This is a genomic window from Lysobacter sp. TAB13, from assembly GCF_052113885.1.
GTDB classification, from domain to species: Bacteria; Pseudomonadota; Gammaproteobacteria; order Xanthomonadales; family Xanthomonadaceae; genus Lysobacter; species Lysobacter gummosus.
The window spans coordinates 1-18486 of sequence record NZ_JBFRDR010000025.1; the positions used below are offsets into that span (position 1 = coordinate 1).

An 18486-nucleotide genomic window follows, 5' to 3' on the forward strand; every position below is an offset into this window, starting at 1 on the left:
CGTGTGGAAACGTCTTGAGGAATCGCTGCATACCATGATCCTCAGGCAGACCGATTCGCTGGCGCTGCAGATGGACAGCTTGAGCTTCGATCGCTACCTGGAGCTGCGGCGCGTCGACAACTATGGCGAGTGGGCCGCCATGATGACCGCCGGCTCAACCTGCGCTGCTCCGGTCAGGGCGAACCGACCGTGCTGCTGGAGTCGGGCTTCGGCGCCGACTCATTGGCCTGGGCCAAGTCGCAGCCGCAGATCGCGCTGCAGAACCGGGTGTGCTCCTACGACCGCGCCGGCCTGGGTCACAGCGACGCCGGCCCACTGCCGCGCGACCTGCAGGCCGATATCGCCGACCTGCGCGCGCTGATCGACGCGGCCGACCTGGAAACGCCGCTGATCCTGGTCGGCCATTCCTACGGCAGCCAGATCGTGCGCCGCTTCGACGAGCTCTATCCCAAGCAGGTCGCCGCGCTGGTGCTGGTGGATCCGCCGGAGCAGAACGTCGGCGAGTTTTCCGCCGCCTACGCCAAGACCGAGGCCGCGATCGCGCCGAAGATGCTGGCGCTGTACGCCGCCTGCGAGCAGGGCGCGAAGGACGGCCGGCTGAGCGCGGCCAAGCCGCCGTCCGACCTGCGCAACTGCCTGCGCGGGCCGAACCCGAACTACAGCGACAAATTGAACGCCGCCATCCGCGCCTGGCGCTCCAAGCCGGCGTTCTGGCAGACCATGATTTCCGGCTCGCAGGACCGCCTGTCGATGTACGGCAGCGCCGTGCCCAAGAGCGAGCGCCACGACGGCAAACCGGTGATCGTGCTCAGCGCCGACCAGCCGTACGCGGGCGCGCCGCCGGACGATCTCAAGGCGCTGACCGATGCGCGCGAACAGACGCACATGGCGTTGATCGCGACCTCGCGGCTGGCCAAGCGGGTGACCATCGCCAACAGCTCGCACGATATTCCCGGCGATCAGCCCGCGGCGCCAGCTATTGCGGTGTTCGAGGCGATACAGATGCGCAAGCGGGGTGAAGGGCGGTAGGGGGCTGAGGGCTGGCGAAAGGTATTCGGTATCGCCTCAACATCGTTCCGCTCTGTTCCCACCGGCCGTCATTCCCGCGAAGGCGGGAATCCAGGGCCTTTCGTGCGAGAGCGCTTGAAGTCGCTGGATTTCCGCCTTCGCGGGAATGACGGTAGGTAAGAACGCTTGAGTCAGTGGGGTGGCCGCATCGCCAATCCCCCACGTGAGAAAAAAGCACCGAACCCGCGCGGTTATTTGCGAGGTGGCCCCGATGCCCCTCAAGCCCGTCATTCCCGCGAAGGCGGGAATCCAGGGCCTTTCGTGCGAGAACGCTTGAAGTCACTGGATTCCCGCCTTCGCGGGAATGACGGTAGGTAGGAACGCTGGAGTAAATCGGACGCCAACCACGCCAAGATGGAATATACCGTCACACCCACGCACCCCTTGCCCAACGCCAACACGCTCACACTTCTTTACCGCGACAAGCCGGAATATCGGCAACTTCGCGGCGCCGCAGTCAGCGCCCGCCGCGTCACCGCATTCGAATGCATAAACACGAAGGAGTCAGCATGGAACTGGGCATGGTCGGCCTCGGGCGCATGGGCGCCAATATGGCCGAGCGATTGGTGCGCGGCGGACACAAGGTCAGCGGTTACGATCCCGGTCCGGCGGCGCGCGAGCAGGCCGCCGCGCGCGGCGTGGGCACGCCCGCGTCGCTGGCCGAACTGGTCGCCGCGCTGCCGGCGCCGCGCGCGCTGTGGCTGATGGTGCCGGCCGGCAAGGTGGTCGATGCGACCATCGCCGAACTGCTGCCGCTGCTCGCGCCCGGCGACACGATCATCGACGGCGGCAACTCCAACTACAAAGACACCATGCGCCGCGCCGCGGAGCTGGCCGGACACGGCCTGCACTACGTCGATTCGGGCACCAGCGGCGGCGTATGGGGATTGAAGGAAGGCTACAGCCTGATGATCGGCGGCGAAGAAGCCGCGGTCGAACGCCTGCGGCCGATCTTCGAAACCCTGGCGCCGGCGGCCGATCGCGGTTGGGGTCGGGTCGGGCCCAGCGGCGCCGGACACTTCACCAAGATGGTCCACAACGGCATCGAGTACGGCCTGATGCAGGCCTACGCGGAAGGCTTCGCGATCATGGGCCACAAGGCCGACTTCGGCCTGGACCTGCACCAGATCGCCGAAATCTGGCGCCACGGCAGCGTCGTGCGTTCCTGGCTGCTGGACCTGAGCTCGGACGCGCTCGGCAAGAACCCGAGCCTGGACGGCATCGCCCCTTACGTCGAGGACTCCGGCGAAGGCCGCTGGACCGTGGCCGAGGCGATCGACCTCAACGTCTCCGCGCCGGTGATCACCGCGTCCTTGCTCGAACGCCTGCGCTCGCGCGACAAGGATTCCTTCGCGGACAAACTGCTCGCGGCGATGCGCAACGAGTTCGGCGGGCACGCGATCCGCAAGGAATGAATTGACGCCACCGGGCGGTGAGCCCGGCGCGCGTCGCGGCGGCCGCGCTATGCTCGCGGCCAGCCGCGCATCCGGCGGCGCTTACGGGCCCGCGCATGTCCATGCCATCGCCGCCGTCATCGATCCCGGCCGACACGGCCGTTTCCGCGCCGGCCGCGAGCGCTGCCGACGCACCCGGCCTGACCCGCCTGGGCGCGGCGCGGCTGGACATGATCGACACCTTGCGCGGTCTGGTGATCGCCCTGATGGTGCTCGACCACGTCCGCGACTTCTTCCATCGCCAGGCGCTGCAGTTCAGCCCCACCGATCTGGATCAGACCACGCCCGCGCTGTTCGCCACGCGCTGGGTCACGCATCTGTGCGCGCCGAGTTTCGTCTTCCTCGCCGGCGTGTCGATCTACCTGCAGGGCGTCGGCGGCAAGAGCCGCGCCGAACTGTCGCGCTTCACACTCTCGCGCGGCGCCTGGCTGGTGCTGCTGGAACTGACCGTGGTCGGCTTCGGCTTCCAGTTCCTGTGGCCGTTCGTGTTCCTGCAGGTGATCTGGGCGATCGGCTTTTCCATGATCGCGATGTCCGCGTTGCTGTGGCTGCCGCGCCAGGCGGTGTTGGCGCTGGGTGCGCTGATCGTCGCCGGGCACGGCTTCCTGGCCGGGTTCGATGCGCAGTCGCTGGGCGCGTGGGCGCCGCTGTGGACCGTGCTGATGCGGCCGGGCCCGTTGCCGGGCATCGAGAGTTTCGTCGCCTATCCGGCGCTGCCGTGGACCGGCGTGATGCTGATCGGCTACGGCCTGGGGCCGATGTTTTTGCTCGAAGCCGGGCGGCGCCGGCGCGCGATCGCGGCGCTGGCGCTGGCGTTGTTGGCGACGTTCGCGATCCTGCGCGGCGTGTTGGCGTTCGGCGATCCCAGGCCGTGGCGGCGCATGGCCGATCCGCTCTTCGATGCGATGTCGTTTATCAACGTCTCCAAATATCCGCCGTCGTTGCAATATGTCCTGGCGACATTGGGCGTGTCGTTGCTGCTGATGCTCGCCCTGGAGCGATTGCGCGGCCCGTTGCGTCCGGTGCTGCTCGCCTACGGCCGCACGCCGTTGTTCACCTACCTGCTGCACATCTACCTGGCGCACGGATTGGCCGTGGCGATCGGCGTCGCCGGCGGCATTCCGGCGTCGGCGTTCCCCGGCATCATCGGCAACGGCCAGCGCCTACTGGAAGCGGGCTGGGGCATGGGATTGCCGGCCGTGTTCGGCATGTGGCTGCTGGTCCTGGCGATCCTGTATCCGTTGTCTCGCTGGTTCGCAGGAGTCAAAAGACGTCATCGCGACCGCTGGTTGAGCTACTTATGATCTAAGACATTGGTCTAATTGAGAGCCGGCGCATGCCGCTTTCACACGTGCGGTCACGAATGACAACGGTGTCTTCCCTCGCGTCGCGCTAGCCTGCGCAGGCAGTCCGTGCTCGAGCATGCGCGAGCACGGCTGCATCCTTCGCCGCTTTCGCACCGACCTTGTTTCGTCGAATCGATCCTCTCCCACATGCGCTTTCATGCGCGTGAAGCGGGCGGGTGCGCGCGCGGCCTTGTCCGTTTGTCGTTCCCCACTTCGGAGATACCCAATGGCTATCGTCACGAAATCCACGCATCGCACCCTGGTACGCCGCGGCCTGCAATGGCTCGCCCTGGCCGCCGCCACCACCGCCTTCATCGGCGCCGCGCAGGCCGCGCCGAACTATCCCTTCGGCAGTCATCGTCAGGCCTATGTCAGCGGCACGCTCAGTCCGAGCGTCGGCCGCGCCTCGGCCGATCAGTCCACCGCTTCGTTCTACAACAGCTGGAAACAGCGCTATCTCAAGACCGCGTGCAAGTCCGGCGAATACCGGATCAAGGCCGACACCGGCGATGCCTACGTGGTCTCCGAGGGCCAGGGCTACGGCATGCTGATCACGGTGATGATGGCCGGCAACGATCCGCAGGCGCAGACGTATTTCGACGGTCTGCACCGCTACAACCGCGGCCATCCCAGCGTCAACGACGCCGACCTGCTGGCCTGGGCGCAGGACGTGAACTGCAAGAACGTGGTCGGCGCCGACTCGGCCACCGATGGCGATCTCGATATCGCCTACGCCTTGCTGCTGGCCGATGCGCAATGGGGCTCGGCCGGCTCGATCAACTACCTCAGCGAAGCGCGCAAGGTGATCGCCGCGATCCGCCGCAGCAACGTGCATCCCACCACCAAGCTGGTGAATCTGGGCGACTGGGTCGATAGCAGTTCGCCGACGCATTACAACTCCACCCGCAGCTCGGACTGGATGCTCGGCCACTTCCGCGCGTTCGGCGCCAAGCTCGGCGACAGCTACTGGACCGGCGTGCTCGACGCGCACCAGAACCTGATCACCAAGATGCAGAGCACCTACGCGCCGAACACCGGCCTGCTGCCGGACTTCATCGTCAACACCAACACCACCGCCAAGCCGGCGCCGCCGAATTTCCTCGAGTCCGACTACGACGGCGCGTATTCGTGGAACGCCGGTCGGGTGCCGTGGCGCATCGGCATCGATGCGGCGGTCAGCGGCGACACGCGTTCGCGCACCGCCGCGCGCAAGCTCAGCCAATGGATCCGGGTCAAGGCCGGGAACAATCCCAACAACGTAAAGGCCGGTTACAAGCTCGACGGCTCGGTAATCGACAACTACAACGAAGTGTTCTTCACCGCGCCGTTCGCTGTGGCCGCTACCGTCGATCCCGATGCGCAGGCCTGGCTCGACAAGCTGTGGACCTACATGGCCACCGGCGCGCCCGGCGATTACTACGGCGACAGCGTCAAGCTGTTGTCGATGCTGGCGGTGTCGAATAACTGGATCAAACCCTGATCCTGCCGCGCTGAAGCGAGCGGCGCACCCGCACGGTGTGCCGCTCGCCTCGCACACGTATGTCTTATCGCCTAAGTCGGCAAGGTCGTACCCGCCCGCATAGGTCGAAAGTCCATGGAGTGTGGCCGGCGTCTCGATTAGGATCGGGACGCCGGCCACGATGGGGATCGTCCGCGAAGCCGGCCCGGTTGCACACCCGGCACCTATGGAAGGCGAGCGGACCCGTTCGGTCCGTACCTGCGGCGTTCGCGGCCGCACCGACGAGGCATAAGGAACCATGCGCAAAATCGAGTTTTCGTTGAGCAAGACGTTACTGAGCCTGATCCTCGCCACGGCCTGCGCCGCGGCGATCGCCTCCGACACGCCCGCGCCGTTCGATGCGACGGCGGTGCTGGAGCAGCAGAAGCAGATCCGCGGCGACATCGACGCCGGTCGCGGCAACTACGGCAAATTGAATGCGGCCACGCGCCAGGAACTGCGTTCGCGCCAGGATCGTCTGAGCAAGCTGCTCGACGGCCATCGCTACGAAGACCTCAGCGCCGGCGATCGCGAGCAGGCCCATCAGGATCTGAGCTGGATCCAGTCGGCCGGCGCGGACAAGGTCGAAGACCGGGTCACCTGCGAACGCGTGCGCGCGATCGGCAGCAACCGCGTCGAGCGCGTGTGCAAGAGCGCATCGCAGCGTCGCGACGACCAGAAGAACCGCGTCGATCCCAAGCTGGACACGCCCGGCGTTCGCAACTGACGCCAAGCGGCGCCGCGCGGGTCAGGCCCGCGCGGCGTCGGATATCAACGCGATGGGTTTCGATGGGCCGGCTTCAACAGCGCCGGCCACTGACAACGATCAATCGCAGCAACGGCAAGGCTGGCCGTTGCCCGGGCTCCAGCCCGGCATGCCGCCGCAGCGGTCCTGGCAGACCTTGATGCTGCACAGCGCCTTGTCTGGCGGGGCGGAACCCGCGGCTTGCACGCCGAATCCGAATCCGAAAGCGGCCAACGCGAACGCGGCCAGATAGCCGTAAGACTTGCGTTTCATACGCGATCCTCCTGTCGTGGCGACATGTCCGGAGGCCGCGCGATCGACGAGATACGATCGGCTGGGCGCGGTCGCCGGCGCGCGGGCAGGGGCCCGCGTCGGCGGCACTGTAGGTCCGCCGAGTCGGCCGAACTGTCCAGCGCGTCACCAAAGCCGCGCCGGGTGACAGTTGTAACGATGCGGCGCGTACAGGCCGGCGACAACGAATGTTCGCGGCCTGCATCGGCGCATGCCGCATTCAGCCGCCGCGGCATCCTCTACACTGACCGCTCGATCGCAGCACGAGCGCAGTCGCATGACGTTCCCATTCCGTTCCTTGCATCCGCTGGCCTTCGCGCTGGCCGTCAGCGTGCTTGCCGCGGCCGGTTGCGCCAGCGCGCCGCCGCACAATCCGCTGGCGCAGTGGTATCCCTCGCCGAACTACAACGAACGCCGCGCGCAGTTGATCGTGCTGCACCACACCCAGCAGGACAGCGTCGAGCGTTCGCTGTTGACCTTGCGCACGCGTAACTCGCAAGGGCAGGTCAGCGCGCACTATCTGATCGGCGAGGACGGCCGCATCTATCAACTGGTCGCCGAAGATCAGCGCGCCTGGCACGCAGGCGCCGGCCGCTGGGGCGATATCTGGGATTTGAACTCGACTTCCATCGGCATCGAGATCGACAACGACGGCAGCGAGCCGTTCGCCGAGCCGCAAATTCAAAGCCTGTTGAAACTGCTCGGCGACATCACCACGCGGCTGAGCATTCCGCGTTACATGATCGTCGCCCACGGCGACATCGCGCCCACGCGCAAGACCGATCCCAGCGTGTTGTTCCCGTGGGCGCGTCTGGCCCAGGCCGGTTTCGGCCTGTGGCCGCGCGACGACCGGCCTGCACCGCCGCCGGGCTTCGATGCCTGGGCGGCGTTGCGCATGGTCGGTTACGACTTGCGCGAACCCGGCGCGGCGCTGGCCGCGTTCCATCGTCACTTCCGCGGCAACGAAGCGCGCGAATGGCAACCGGGCGATGCCGAGATCCTCTACGACCTGCAACGGCAATTGATGGCGTTGCCCGAAGGCGCGCCGACGCCGCCGGCCGCGCCGCCGTTGCGTTGATCAAGCGGCGGCTTCGTACGGCATCGCCGTGCGCGCGTCGCGCAGCGCCCACGCCCACCAGCTCAGGCGCGAGAGCGTGGTGGTCATGGCCTGATGCGCGGCCTGCGGCTCGCGCAATTCGCCGTCGGCGCCGAACTGGCGCCAGGCATGGACCAAGTTGACGCAATCGCGCAAGGTCGCCGCGTGCAGCTCGCCGTACACCTGGCGCAGTTGCTCGATCGCGCGCAGGCCGCCGGAACTGGCGCCGTAGCTGACGAACGCCACCGGCTTGGCGCGCCAGGGTTCGTAGCACGCGTCGATCAAGGCCTTGAGCGCGGCCGGATAGCCGTGGTTGTACTCGGGCGTGATCACCAGGAACGCATCGGCCGCGTGCAGGCGTTCGCGCAGTTGCTGCAACTGCGCTTCGTCGCTGCGGTTGATGCGGCCCGACAGCGGCCAGTCGAGCGGATCGATGCGGTCGATCTCGAAACCGCCGTGGCGCACGACGCGCCGCCGCGCCCATTCGGCGACCACGTCGCAGAAGCGGCCTTCGCGCGCGCTGCCAAGGATCAGCGCGAGCCGTAGGGGAGAAGTCATGGCGATCGCTCGCAGATGAAGAAGCGGGCAGGCTACGACCTCAAGTTTGATTGAGGTCAAGCCAGCCCCGCCCGCGCGGGCGGCATCGGCGCGCGATCGTGTTATCCGCCAGGCATCCGGGCGGGCCGCCGCAGCGGCCCGCATCGCCTAACGCTCAGGCCGCGTCCGGCTTGCGCCGCAGCTTGTAGATCACCGCGCCGACCAGCAGCGCGACCGCGCCGGCGATCAGATTCTTCGCGCTGGCGCTGGCCAACAAGCCCAGCGACAGCACGATCGCGGCGACCGGAATCAGCGGGCCGCCGGGCAGGTGCAAGGCGCCTTCGCGATCGCGATGACGCTTTTGCAGCACCAGCACCGACACCGCGGTGCCGATGTAGGTGCACAGGCGCGCGACCACCGACAACAGCGCCAGTTGCTGGAACGAGCCAGTCAGCGCCAGCACCAGCGCGATCACGCCGATGAACAGCACCGCCCGCGCCGGTGTGTGGAAGCGCGGATGGATCGCGCCGAGCCAGCGCGGGCCGTAGCCGTCCTGCGACAAGGCCAGCAGATAACGCGGCCCCATCATCACCGTGTTGCTGTTGGTGCCCAGGATCGAGATCGCCGCGCCGATGGTCAGCACCAGCGCCAGGCCGGTGCCGCTGAAGTGGGCGGCGGCTTCGGCCAAAGGACTGGACGATGTCGCAATATCAGGCAGCGTCCCCAGCGCGACGAGCTGCACGGTGAAGTAAATGATCGTGACCAAGGTGATCATCGTCAGCAACGCGAACGGCACGTCGCGGCGCGGATTGCGGTACTCGCCCGCCGCCGCCGGCAGATTCTCGAACCCGGCGTAGGCGAACAGCAGCAGCAACGCGGCCTCGCCGAGATTTTCCATCTTCAGCGGCGCATCGGAATGCAGCAGCGTGGGATCGAAGTAGAACGCGCCGATGGCGACGAACAACACCAGCGGCACCAGCTTGCCGATCGCCAGCGCCACGCCCGCGCGCGCCGCGGTACGCACGCCCCACACGTTGATCAGCACCAGCAGGCCCAGGGAACCGGCGACCACGAACAACCGCGCCGGCCCGCCCTTGGCCGCCGGCCAGAACAGCGCCACCGCCTCGGCCAGGCCGTTGCTCAGCGAAGCGGCGGTGGAGATGCGCGTGACCAGCAGCATCCAGCCCACTTCGAAACCGGCGAACGGGCCGAAGGCTTCGCGTGCATACAGATAGCCGCCGCCGGGTTGGTCGAAATAGCTCGCGGCCTGGGCGTAGCACAGCACCAGCAGCGCGACCGCGAAGCCTGCCAGCAGCACCGCCCACAGGCTGGACGGGCCGAGCAGCAGCGCGGCGGTGGCCGGCAACAGATAGATGCCGCTGCCGATGACGTCGTTGATCGACAGACCGACGATCTGCCAACGGCTGACGGCGCGCAGGGTGTTGGGATGATCGGCCGAGGTTTCGGGACGGGAGGACGGAACGGACGCGCGCGACGGCGTCGGCTGGCTCGGCGGCTGGCTCAAAAGGTGGTTCCCCTCGCTCGATGGCGTGCGGCGCGCGGCGCCGCTGTGATCGCACCATAGGCCGAGTCGGCGGCGGGTTTCAATCCGCAGCGCGGCATGGCGATATAAGCCGGGCGTGGGCGTGGCGGCGAGGGCGGTGGGTTCGGGTGGTGGCGAGGCGAGTGCGCGCGGCGGTTCGGCGCGGATGCGGCGAAGGTGATCGCGGCGTTCGATCGTTGCGAGCATCGCGTCCGCCGCGGTGTGGCTTCGGCATCGCCCCACGCGCGGTGCGAACGCCAAGCGAGCGTTCCGCGACGACGCGAGCCACCGCCGTCATCCGGAAACCACCGCACAGCGCTGTGTACGTAAACGTTTTGTTTTGTTCAGCCGCACGCGCCGCCGCGCGATGCGCGCAAACGAGGCATGGTTCACGCTTTCGCGCTGTTCATGCCGCGCGGCTAACGCAAGTCGGCGCGCACCGGGTTAAGGAAACGTAGCGGACGCCGGCTTCGCATCCGTTCGCGTTCATGCCGATGACGGCAGTGTGCAGCGCGTGCCGTCGCTTCCCCCGGCACGCGTAACCGGCGAGCGGCCGGGCGATCCCGGTGTTCCCCCGCACCGCGTCCGCCGTCGCCGCGACTGGCAGTCCGGCCGCCGTTCGGCCCCGCGAACCCGGCCCATTCCTGGAGGTAACCGCTCTGATGAAGATCGACATCCGCAACGCGCTGTACGTAACGGCCGCCGTGGCCACGCTTTCGCTCGCCGCCTGCGCGAGCAAGGGCGGGACCACCGACGCGCCGGCCGCGTCCACCGCGCCACCGGCGACCGACGCCGCGCCCGCAGACGCCACCGCCACGCCGCCGTCGAACGGCGGCGGTTCCGGCGGCTGAGGCCTGGCAGGCGGCGCGAGGATCGGGCCTGCGCCCGCTCCTCGCGCCGCCGTCGTCGCATCACCCGGGCGGCCATGGGGCCGCCCGTCGTTTATCCGCTCTGGCGCGCCTTTCCACCCGCCGGCCCTGAACGAAAAGCGCCGCCGCCTGAACGCGCCGGCCGCCTACGTGAACGCCACGCCGCGACCCTGACCTGTGGCGCTGGTGTAGCGGCCGCGCCGCCCTAAAATCGCGGCTCATGAACGCGCGCCCGCCCCGTCCCGCCCTGCGCATCGCCGCCGCCCTCGTGCTGCTGGCGCTGAGCGCCGGTGCGCAGGCGCGCACCGTGTATCGCTGCGTGCGCGACGGCACCGTCAGCCTTGCGACCGCGCCGGAACCCGGTTCGCGCTGCACGCCGAAAGAGATCGACGACAACGCCGTGAAGCTGCCCAATCTGTGGGGCGAGATGGGCGTGATCAACGGCAATCTGTACGAGCGCCAGCAGGACGGCAAGACCGTCTACAGCACGCGCAAGCTGCCGGGCTCGGTGCGGGTGATGGGCTTCACCGTGGAAACCCCGCCGGGCGAACCGGCGCATCCGGGCCTGGGCAAGGTCGGCAAGCCGCAACTGGACAAATTTCCCGCGCAGTTCCGAAGCGCCGCCAAGGCCAACGGCCTGGACGATGCCTGGCTGCGCGCGATCGCGCACGCCGAAAGCGGCTTCGACGCCAAGGCGGTGTCGAACAAGGGCGCGCAAGGGGTGATGCAGTTGATGCCGGACACGGCGAAGGAATACGGCGTCGCCGATCCGTTCTCCTCGGCCGAATCCATCAACGCCGGCGCGCGCCACATCAAGTCGCTGATGCGCCGCTATCACAACGACCTGACCCTGGTCGCGGCCGCCTACAACGCCGGCATCGGCACGGTCGCGCGCTTCGGCGGCGTGCCGCCGTATCGGGAAACGCAGGAATACATCGCCAAGGTGCAGGCGCTGCATCAGCGCTATCAGCTGGCGATGGGGACGCGTAAGCCTGAGTTGCGGGCGGCGCAGTGAAGCAGAAAAGAGTGGAGAGGAGTGAGGAGTGAGTTGAAGCGGGGCGGTTTTATTGTGGTCGGGAAAAAAGCGGGCCGAAGCCCGCTTTTTTATTTGGGGGATGGAGGTGGCGGCCGAAGCGTCTTATCCGCCTTAACTCACTCCTCACTCCTCTCCACTCGTTCCTGCTTCAAATCGGCGTTAACCGCAACAGCCGCGCATTGGTCCCGTCTTCAAGCAGCCAGACATCGCCGTTGGGCCCTTGCTCGACTTCGCGAATGCGCTTGCCCATCGGATAGCGCTCGGCTTCGGCGGCGGTGTTGCCGTTGAAGCGCACCCGCACCAGTGCCTGCGAAGCCAGGCCGCCGATCAGGCCGCTGCCGCTCCAGTTGGGGAAGCGCGTGCCCGAATAGATGACGAAGCCGGCCGGCGCGATCACCGGGTTCCACCACGCTTCGGGCGCGTTGAGATCCGGACGTGTGCTGTGGCGCGGGATCGGCGTGCCGTCGTAGTGATCGCCCTGCGACACCAGCGGCCAGCCGTAGTTGGAGCCGCGTTCGATCAGGTTGAGTTCGTCGCCGCCCATCGGCCCCATCTCGTGGATCCACAGCTTGTTCTGCGCATCGAAGGCGATGCCGAGCAGATTGCGGTGGCCGTAGGACCACACCGTCGCGGCGACGCCGCCGCGGCTGTAGAAGGGATTGTCGCTGGGCACGCTGCCGTCGTCGTTGAGACGGATCACCTTGCCCAGCGGCGAATTCAGATCCTGCGCCGGATCGAATTTCTGCCGCTCGCTGGAGGTGATCCACAGCTTGCGGTCAGGACCGAAAGCGAGGCGATGGCCGTAGTGATTGCTGCCGGTGACCTTGGGTTGGCGCCACAGCACCTGCAGATTGCTCAGCGAACCGCCGCTGCTGGTGAGGGTGAGCTTGGCGCGCGCGACGGTGGCGCCGGCGGTGCCGCTGGTGCTGCCTTTCTCGGCATAGCTGATGTAGATCAGGCCGTTGGTGGCGTAGGACGGATGCAGGATCACATCGCCGAAACCGCCCTGGCCGCCGTAGGCCACCGCCGGCACGCCGGTGATGGTCTGCGCGGTGCCGCCGATGGTCAGCACTTTGAGCACGCCGCGTTTTTCGGTGACCAGCAGGCGGCCGTTGGGCAGGAAGGTCATCGCCCAGGGTTCGTTGAAGCGCGCGACTTCGGTCGCGGTGAACGGATTGGCCTTGGCGGCCTGCGCGGTTGCGGCATCGTCGCGTGCTTGCGCCGCCGGCGCGGCGAACGCGGCCAGCAGCGCGCTGGAACACAGCAGGGAGAGCGTCGAGCGTTTCATTGCGGTTCTCCGGCTTGAGCATGGGGGTGAAGCCGGGCCGAGAGTGCCATCGAAGCCGGAGCGTTCTTGCGACCGGCTCGGCAGTTCGCGGCGCACGGGCGTGCACCGCCCGCGATCTTCAACCGCGATCACGCGCGCAATGAGGCTTGCGCGCTAGGAAATCGTAAGCATGCGAGATCGCGCCGCGAACGCGGCCACATCGATGCTGCACTGGCATCACGCGATCTATGCCGCTGCGCTAAGCGAACGCGGCCAACGAATCGAACGGCAGGATTTCCGCGCCGATGGTGTTGGCGAGCATGCGCGCTTCGGCGTGGGTGAGCACTTCGCGATCGCCGTCGATCACCACCAGGATGCGGCCGGCCTGGATATGCGCGTCGAACTTGCGCCGGATCGGATCGGGCAGGGAAGAACCCACCAGCGCCGAAGCCCAGCATCCGACCATCGCGCCGGCCACGGTCGCCGCGGCGGCGCCGGCGATGGTCAGGCCGATCGGCGCGATCACCACCGCCAGCAATCCGGCCAGCAGACCGGCGGCGCCGCCGTAACCGGCGCCGCGCACCGCGGCGGGCATGAGGTCGGTGTCGGCTTCGCGGCGTTCGTTGGGAATCGATTCGAGTTCGATGTCCGCACGCGCGATCAGAAGAATGTCGTTGTCGTGCACGCCGGCCTCGCGCGCGGCGTCCATCGCCGCTTGCGCAGTGGCCAGATCGGGGGTGCTGAACACATGGCGGGTTTTCATGCTTGCTCTCCGCGCGCGGCCGCCGTGGGCGCCGTCGGTCAGCGCCGTTCGCACCGGAGGGGCACGGCGGCTGGTGCCAGCCCGGGCCATGTCGCTCAGCGTCCGCCCGGGCGGGTTAGTGCCGGGTGAACGGCGCGACGCTTGTCGCGACCGGCGGCGCCGGCGTGCGGGCAGGGTGGGAATGCGGCGGCTCACGCGACTGCGCGCGGCGCCGTATCGCCGCCCGGATTTTCCGTCGCGCCGCGGATTTTCGCCCTGACCGCCAGGCATGAAGAACGTCACTGGACGCGGCCGGTTTCGCGCCGCATCCTGCGCCAGCCACCGCTGCCGGAGTCCGCCATGTTGCCGAGCGCCGAAGTCTTCTGCCCGTATTGCGGCGAACCGATCGAACTGATCATCGACGACTCCGCCGGCGATCAGCGTTATATCGAAGATTGCCAGGTGTGCTGCCGCCCGATCGTGGTCGCGGTCAGCCTGGACGAGGACGGCGAGCCGCGTGTGGACGTGTTCGGCGAGGACGAGGCATGAGGCCTGCGCGCATGTATTTTTCTGCGCTCGCGTTGGCCGTATTCGCCAGCGCATTCGCGGCTCACGCCGCCGCCAGCGTCGAGCAATGGAGCCCGCCTCGCATCGCCAGCGATCAGTTCGAATCGCATCCGGCCTTCGACCCGCGCAACGGCGATCTGTACTTCGTGCGCAGCCGTCCGGATTTCAGCGGCTGGCGCATCCTGATGAGCCATTGCGGCAGCGACGGCTGGTCCGAGCCGGTCGAGCCGCCCTTCGCCGGCGACGGCGTCGAAGCCGATCCGTGGTTCAGCGCCGACGGCCGCACCTTGTATTTCATTTCCTCGCGCAGCCCCGACGGCAAGCCGCCCGCGGCCGGCGCCAAGCGCAAGGACCTGGATCTGTGGCGGGTGGATCGCGATGCGAAAGGCCGTTGGGGCCGTCCGCAGCGTTTGCCCGAACCTGTGAATTCGAAGGGCGCGGAATGGTTTCCGCGTCCCGCTCCGGACGGCTGGCTGTACTTCGGTTCCACCAACCGGCCCGGCGGCCTGGGCATGACCGACATCTGGCGCGCGCGCCAGGACAAGCGCGGCCGGTGGCGGGTGGAGAACCTCGGCCCCAACCTCAACACGCCCGGCGACGAATACGAGCCGCTGGTATCGGCCGACGGCCAGCGCATGGTGCTGATGGCCGGCGACGGCCTGTACGAAAGCAAGCGCACTGCGAAAGGTTGGTCGCCGCGGGTCAAGCTGGGCCCGGACATCGACGCCAGCGGCAGCGAGATCGGCGCGCTGCTGTCGCCGGACGGGCATTCGATGCTGTTCGCGCGCGATCTCAAGGGTAAGCAGTCGGGCGAGCTGTTCCTGTGGCGCGACGGCCACGGCGACGCCAATTGGCCGCCGCGCTGCCCGCGGCCGCGCTGAGGCCGCGGACGATGCCGGTCAAACCGCGCGCCGCCGCGGCATCAGGCGGCGAGGGCGAGGTCTTGCGCGTGCGCGCGCTCAATCGCGCTTTGCTGGCGCGGCAGTGCTTGCTCGAACGCAGCGCGCAATCGCCGTTGCAGATGATCGAGCGCTTGATCGGCCTGCAGGCGCAGGCGCCGAATCCTCCGTACCTGGGGCTGTGGACGCGCCTGCGGAAATTTTCGCTGGACGATTTGTCGCAGGCCATGCACGCGCGCCGGATCGTGCGCGCGACGATGATGCGCGGCACCTTGCATCTGGTCAGCGCGGACGATTACCGCGCCTTGCGTCCGGTGCTGCAGCCGGTGCTGCGGCGTCTGTCGATGCAAAGCGCGCACGCCAAGGCCCTCAACGGTCTCGACCTGGCGGCGGTGCGCAAGGCCGGCGCCGATGCTTTGCGCGAGCGGCCGCTCAGCGCGACCGCGCTGGGCGCGGCCCTGAGCGCGCATTGGCCGGCGCACGACTGCAACGAACTCGCGCTGTTGGTGCGCAGTGTCGAACCGCTGGTGCACGTGCCGCCGGCCGGGATCTGGGATTCGCACAAGGCGGCCAGCTTCGCCACCGCACAGGACTGGCTCGGCGCGGCCATTGCCGACGAAGCCGGCGATGCCGCGATCGAGACGATGCTGCTGCGTTACCTGGGCGCATTCGGCCCGGCCAGCGCGCGCGACGCCGCCGTGTGGTCGGGGTTGACCGCGACGCGTCAGCATCTGCAGCGGCTGCGTCCGCGATTGCGCGTGTTCCATGACGAAGACGGCACCGAGCTGTTCGATCTGCCTGATGCGCCGCGCCCGCACGAAGACACCCCGGTGCCGCCGCGGCTGTTGCCGGAATTCGACAACGTGCTGCTGGCGTATGCGCAGCGGGCGCGGATCCTGCCCGAAGCGCGGCGCGCCTCGGTGTTCACCCGCAACGGGCTGGTCGCCGCGACCGTGCTGATCGACGGTTTCGTTGGCGGCGTGTGGAAACTGCAGCGCGAGGCCGCCGCGGCGACCTTGACGATCACCCCGTTCAAGCGCCTGAGCGCGGCCGACCGCGCCGCCCTGGAACGCGAGGCCGAGGATTGCCTGCGCGTGGCCGCGCCGGAGCAGGCGCGGCGCGAGGTGCGGTTCGCGGCGGTGCACAAGTAACCGCGCGCGGCGAAACTGTCCGGACGCAGTCGACATCCGATCCGGCGAACATTCGAAGCCGGCCGCCGCGGCACATACCGCAGCGCATCGAAGGCCGTTGACCGGCGCATTCGTAAACGTTGTGTTGCGTTCAGCGAATTCGCGCCGGCCGCGCGCCGTGCAATTGCCGGCGCAGGTCACGTTTTGCGGCCTCTGCGCGGCGAAGCGGCGGCCGGCCTAACGCGCGCGCGCCGCGCTGTGGTTAAGCGAACGTAGCTTTAACACCCGCGCGCTCCGTTTCGTTCAGAAGCGCGAGGGCAAGGTTGGGGCCGTGCGGTAAGCCTCACTGCGCGAACAAGCCGAACCAGTCCCAGGTAACGCAACCGCGCGGCTCAGCACATTCATTCCAGGAGAACCGACATGAATTTCAAGCATAAGTCCCGCAAGCCGATGATCCTCGCGATGGCTCTGGCCGCCACCTTGTCGGCGCCGCTCGCCTTCGCGCAATCGGCCGGCGAACAGGCGCCGCCGAGCAGCGATGCGGCGACCGCGGCCAGCGCGGCGCAGGACGCCGGCGCTGCCACCGCCGCGCAGCCGGCGGCGGCTCCGCAGAAGAAGAGCTGGGCCGATGTGGACGGCGACAAGGACGGCAATCTGAGCAAGACCGAGGCCGCCGCGGTACCGGCGCTGGGTCAGGTGTTCGATCAGGCCGACTCCGACGCCAACGGCTCGCTGACGCCGGACGAATACAAGAATTACGTCGCCAAGGTCCAATCCAACGGCGGCGGCAAGAAGGGCGGCTGATTCCGGGCCGCACCCTTGGGGTGCAGGAGTTCCTGCGTTGTGTGAAGGGCGGCTTCGGCCGCCCTTTTTTTGTCCGCGCGCGCGGCGATGCGGGATAATGCCGGCATGAGCGCTTCCCCCATCCGCATGGTCGGCTTCGACGCCGACGACACCCTCTGGCGCAGCCAGGATTACTTCGACCAGGCCCAGCTCGATTTCGAGCGCATCGTCGGCGCCTACGTCGATCTGCACGACTCGCGCCTGCACGAGCGCCTGTACGCCATCGAGAAAAGCAACATCGGCGTGTTCGGCTACGGCGTCAAAGGCATGACCTTGTCGATGATCGAGGCGGCGGTGGAGATCACCTCCCAGCGCATCAGCGCGGCCGATCTGCATCGCATCGTCGAGCTGGGCAAGGACTTGCTGCGCCATCCGGTGGAGATCCTGCCGGGCATTCCCGAAGCGGTGACGGCCATCGCGGCCGAGTTCGAGGTGGTGCTGATCACCAAGGGCGATCTGTTCCATCAGGAAGCCAAGGTCAGGCAGTGCGGGCTGGCCGATCTGTTCCGGCGCATCGAGATCGTCAGCGAGAAGGACGTGGAAACCTACGCGCGCCTGCTGCGCGAGTTCGAGCTGCCGGCCTCGCAGTTCGTCATGGTCGGCAATTCGCTGCGGTCGGACATCGCGCCGGTGCTGGCGCTGGGCGGATGGGGCATTCATGTCCCGTATCACACCACCTGGGCGCACGAGAACGAGGCGGACATCGCCGCCGACGCGCCGCGCCTGCGCCGGGTGGAGCAGGCGGCGCAGCTGCCGCAGACGGTGCGCGAGCTGGCCGCGATCGCGGCGAACTGAACGGCCGCTCACACAATCCGACGGCGGCGCCTTCCGGGGCGGAATCGTTAAAAACCGGTTCACTGTCGCGGGCTCACAGTCGCACCGTGCCTGCCGACGATGCAGGCGTCCCAGGAGCCCCGCCATGACCGCTTTCTCTCGCTGGCTTGCACCCGCCGTACTCGCCGCCGGTTTCGGCGCGGTGGCGACGGCGTTGCCGGCGCCGGCCCGTGCCGACGATCAGCTGGCCCGCGTGATCGTCGATATCGCCGACGTGATCGTGCGCAACAACACCCCCTACTACCGTTACGGCAACTACGGTTACGCCGACCGCCTGGTAGTGGTCCGCGACCGCTGGGGCCGCCCGACCTATTACCGCAACGTCCCGCGCTACGTCGATTACCGCTACCGCCCGGCGCCGCAGCCGCGTTACTACGGCTACAACCGCTACGACGACCATCGCGGCTATTACGACCGCGACTGCAACCGCCACGGCAAGTGCCGCAGCACGTACTACGACGCCCGTTACGACAATCGCTACGACAACCGTTACGACAATCGCTACTACGACCGTCATGACGGACGCGGTCACGGCAACGGCCGCGGTAACGGCCATTGGCGCCACGACGATTGATTCAGGCGTCCGATCGGGCGTGTGATTCACGCCCGTGATCCGAGCGCTGGCCGAATCGCTCCGGCCGTCACCCTCAACCCCGCGACGGCGCCCCACGGCGCCGTCGCCGTTTCGGTCGGCGCGTTCGGCCGGATGGTCGGGCCGGCG

19 protein-coding genes are annotated in these 18486 nt (G+C 67.9%); 14 read left to right on the forward strand and 5 right to left on the reverse strand.

The features are described 5' to 3' along the window. Window positions 1–129: 129 nt before the first annotated feature. From AB4Y92_RS21710 to AB4Y92_RS21730, 5 genes are all read left to right on the forward strand, one after another. Window positions 130–1029: an alpha/beta fold hydrolase gene (locus tag AB4Y92_RS21710; protein WP_441821549.1), complete on the forward strand. Its 900-nt coding sequence runs from the start codon at window positions 130–132 to the stop codon at window positions 1027–1029. A gap of 548 nt (window positions 1030–1577) precedes the next feature. Then, complete coding sequence (gene gnd / locus AB4Y92_RS21715) at window positions 1578–2483, forward strand: phosphogluconate dehydrogenase (NAD(+)-dependent, decarboxylating) (protein ID WP_441821550.1); 906 nt, start codon at window positions 1578–1580, stop codon at window positions 2481–2483. Between the two features lie 95 nt (window positions 2484–2578). Beyond that, window positions 2579–3826 carry a DUF1624 domain-containing protein gene (locus tag AB4Y92_RS21720; protein ID WP_441821551.1) on the forward strand — a complete coding sequence of 416 codons (1248 nt, stop codon included), beginning with the start codon at window positions 2579–2581 and terminating at the stop codon, window positions 3824–3826. 268 nt (window positions 3827–4094) lie between these two features. Continuing rightward, on the forward strand, window positions 4095–5348 hold the full coding sequence (locus tag AB4Y92_RS21725; protein ID WP_441821552.1) for a glycosyl hydrolase family 8: 1254 nt from the start codon (window positions 4095–4097) through the stop codon (window positions 5346–5348). 298 nt (window positions 5349–5646) lie between these two features. Then, window positions 5647–6093, forward strand: a complete 447-nt coding sequence (locus tag AB4Y92_RS21730) for a hypothetical protein (protein ID WP_441821553.1) — start codon at window positions 5647–5649, stop codon at window positions 6091–6093. A 99-nt stretch (window positions 6094–6192) separates the two neighbouring features. Here the strand turns inward: AB4Y92_RS21730 and AB4Y92_RS21735 are convergent, their stop codons facing one another. Next, window positions 6193–6384, reverse strand: a complete 192-nt coding sequence (locus AB4Y92_RS21735) for a hypothetical protein (protein WP_441821554.1) — start codon at window positions 6382–6384, stop codon at window positions 6193–6195. Window positions 6385–6679: 295 nt separating this feature from the next. On the opposite strand from AB4Y92_RS21735, the gene AB4Y92_RS21740 reads away from it, so the two are divergent. Continuing rightward, window positions 6680–7480 (forward strand): N-acetylmuramoyl-L-alanine amidase, encoded by an 801-nt coding sequence (locus AB4Y92_RS21740; RefSeq protein ID WP_441821555.1) that lies wholly within the window; start codon window positions 6680–6682, stop codon window positions 7478–7480. Here the strand turns inward: AB4Y92_RS21740 and AB4Y92_RS21745 are convergent, their stop codons facing one another. Further along, window positions 7481–8056 (reverse strand): NADPH-dependent FMN reductase, encoded by a 576-nt coding sequence (locus AB4Y92_RS21745; protein ID WP_441821556.1) that lies wholly within the window; start codon window positions 8054–8056, stop codon window positions 7481–7483. Window positions 8057–8210: 154 nt separating this feature from the next. Then, window positions 8211–9473 (reverse strand): APC family permease, encoded by a 1263-nt coding sequence (locus tag AB4Y92_RS21750; protein ID WP_441821608.1) that lies wholly within the window; start codon window positions 9471–9473, stop codon window positions 8211–8213. Window positions 9474–10240: 767 nt separating this feature from the next. Here AB4Y92_RS21750 and AB4Y92_RS21755 point away from each other — a divergent pair. Together AB4Y92_RS21755 and AB4Y92_RS21760 are read left to right on the forward strand one after the other, a co-directional pair. Then, the gene (locus AB4Y92_RS21755) at window positions 10241–10429 is read left to right on the forward strand and encodes a hypothetical protein (protein ID WP_441821557.1); all 189 of its coding nucleotides are present in this window, start codon (window positions 10241–10243) and stop codon (window positions 10427–10429) included. 238 nt (window positions 10430–10667) lie between these two features. Continuing rightward, window positions 10668–11462 (forward strand): lytic transglycosylase domain-containing protein, encoded by a 795-nt coding sequence (locus AB4Y92_RS21760; RefSeq protein WP_441821558.1) that lies wholly within the window; start codon window positions 10668–10670, stop codon window positions 11460–11462. Window positions 11463–11631: 169 nt separating this feature from the next. On the opposite strand, the gene AB4Y92_RS21765 is transcribed toward AB4Y92_RS21760, so the two are convergent. Then, complete coding sequence (locus tag AB4Y92_RS21765; RefSeq protein ID WP_441821559.1) at window positions 11632–12771, reverse strand: PQQ-dependent sugar dehydrogenase; 1140 nt, start codon at window positions 12769–12771, stop codon at window positions 11632–11634. A gap of 238 nt (window positions 12772–13009) precedes the next feature. Then, on the reverse strand, window positions 13010–13513 hold the full coding sequence (locus tag AB4Y92_RS21770) for a hypothetical protein (RefSeq protein WP_441821560.1): 504 nt from the start codon (window positions 13511–13513) through the stop codon (window positions 13010–13012). Between the two features lie 339 nt (window positions 13514–13852). Here AB4Y92_RS21770 and AB4Y92_RS21775 point away from each other — a divergent pair, with 339 nt between their 5' ends. The 6 genes from AB4Y92_RS21775 to AB4Y92_RS21800 all read left to right on the forward strand — a co-directional run bounded on the left by AB4Y92_RS21775 (window position 13853) and on the right by AB4Y92_RS21800 (window position 18339). Beyond that, window positions 13853–14041, forward strand: coding sequence for a CPXCG motif-containing cysteine-rich protein (locus AB4Y92_RS21775; protein WP_057944293.1), 189 nt, complete (start codon window positions 13853–13855; stop codon window positions 14039–14041). Beyond that, entirely contained in the window at window positions 14038–14940 is a 903-nt protein-coding gene (locus AB4Y92_RS21780; protein ID WP_441821561.1) for a TolB family protein, read from the forward strand. The genes AB4Y92_RS21775 and AB4Y92_RS21780 overlap by 4 nt, the downstream gene beginning before the upstream one ends. An 11-nt stretch (window positions 14941–14951) precedes the next feature. Beyond that, window positions 14952–16109, forward strand: a complete 1158-nt coding sequence (locus AB4Y92_RS21785; protein ID WP_441821562.1) for a winged helix DNA-binding domain-containing protein — start codon at window positions 14952–14954, stop codon at window positions 16107–16109. 399 nt (window positions 16110–16508) lie between these two features. Then, entirely contained in the window at window positions 16509–16892 is a 384-nt protein-coding gene (locus AB4Y92_RS21790) for an EF-hand domain-containing protein (RefSeq protein ID WP_441821563.1), read from the forward strand. Between the two features lie 87 nt (window positions 16893–16979). Then, on the forward strand, window positions 16980–17726 hold the full coding sequence (locus AB4Y92_RS21795; protein WP_441821564.1) for an HAD family hydrolase: 747 nt from the start codon (window positions 16980–16982) through the stop codon (window positions 17724–17726). A 124-nt stretch (window positions 17727–17850) separates the two neighbouring features. Next, window positions 17851–18339, forward strand: coding sequence for a hypothetical protein (locus tag AB4Y92_RS21800; RefSeq protein ID WP_441821565.1), 489 nt, complete (start codon window positions 17851–17853; stop codon window positions 18337–18339). Window positions 18340–18486: the final 147 nt, after the last annotated feature.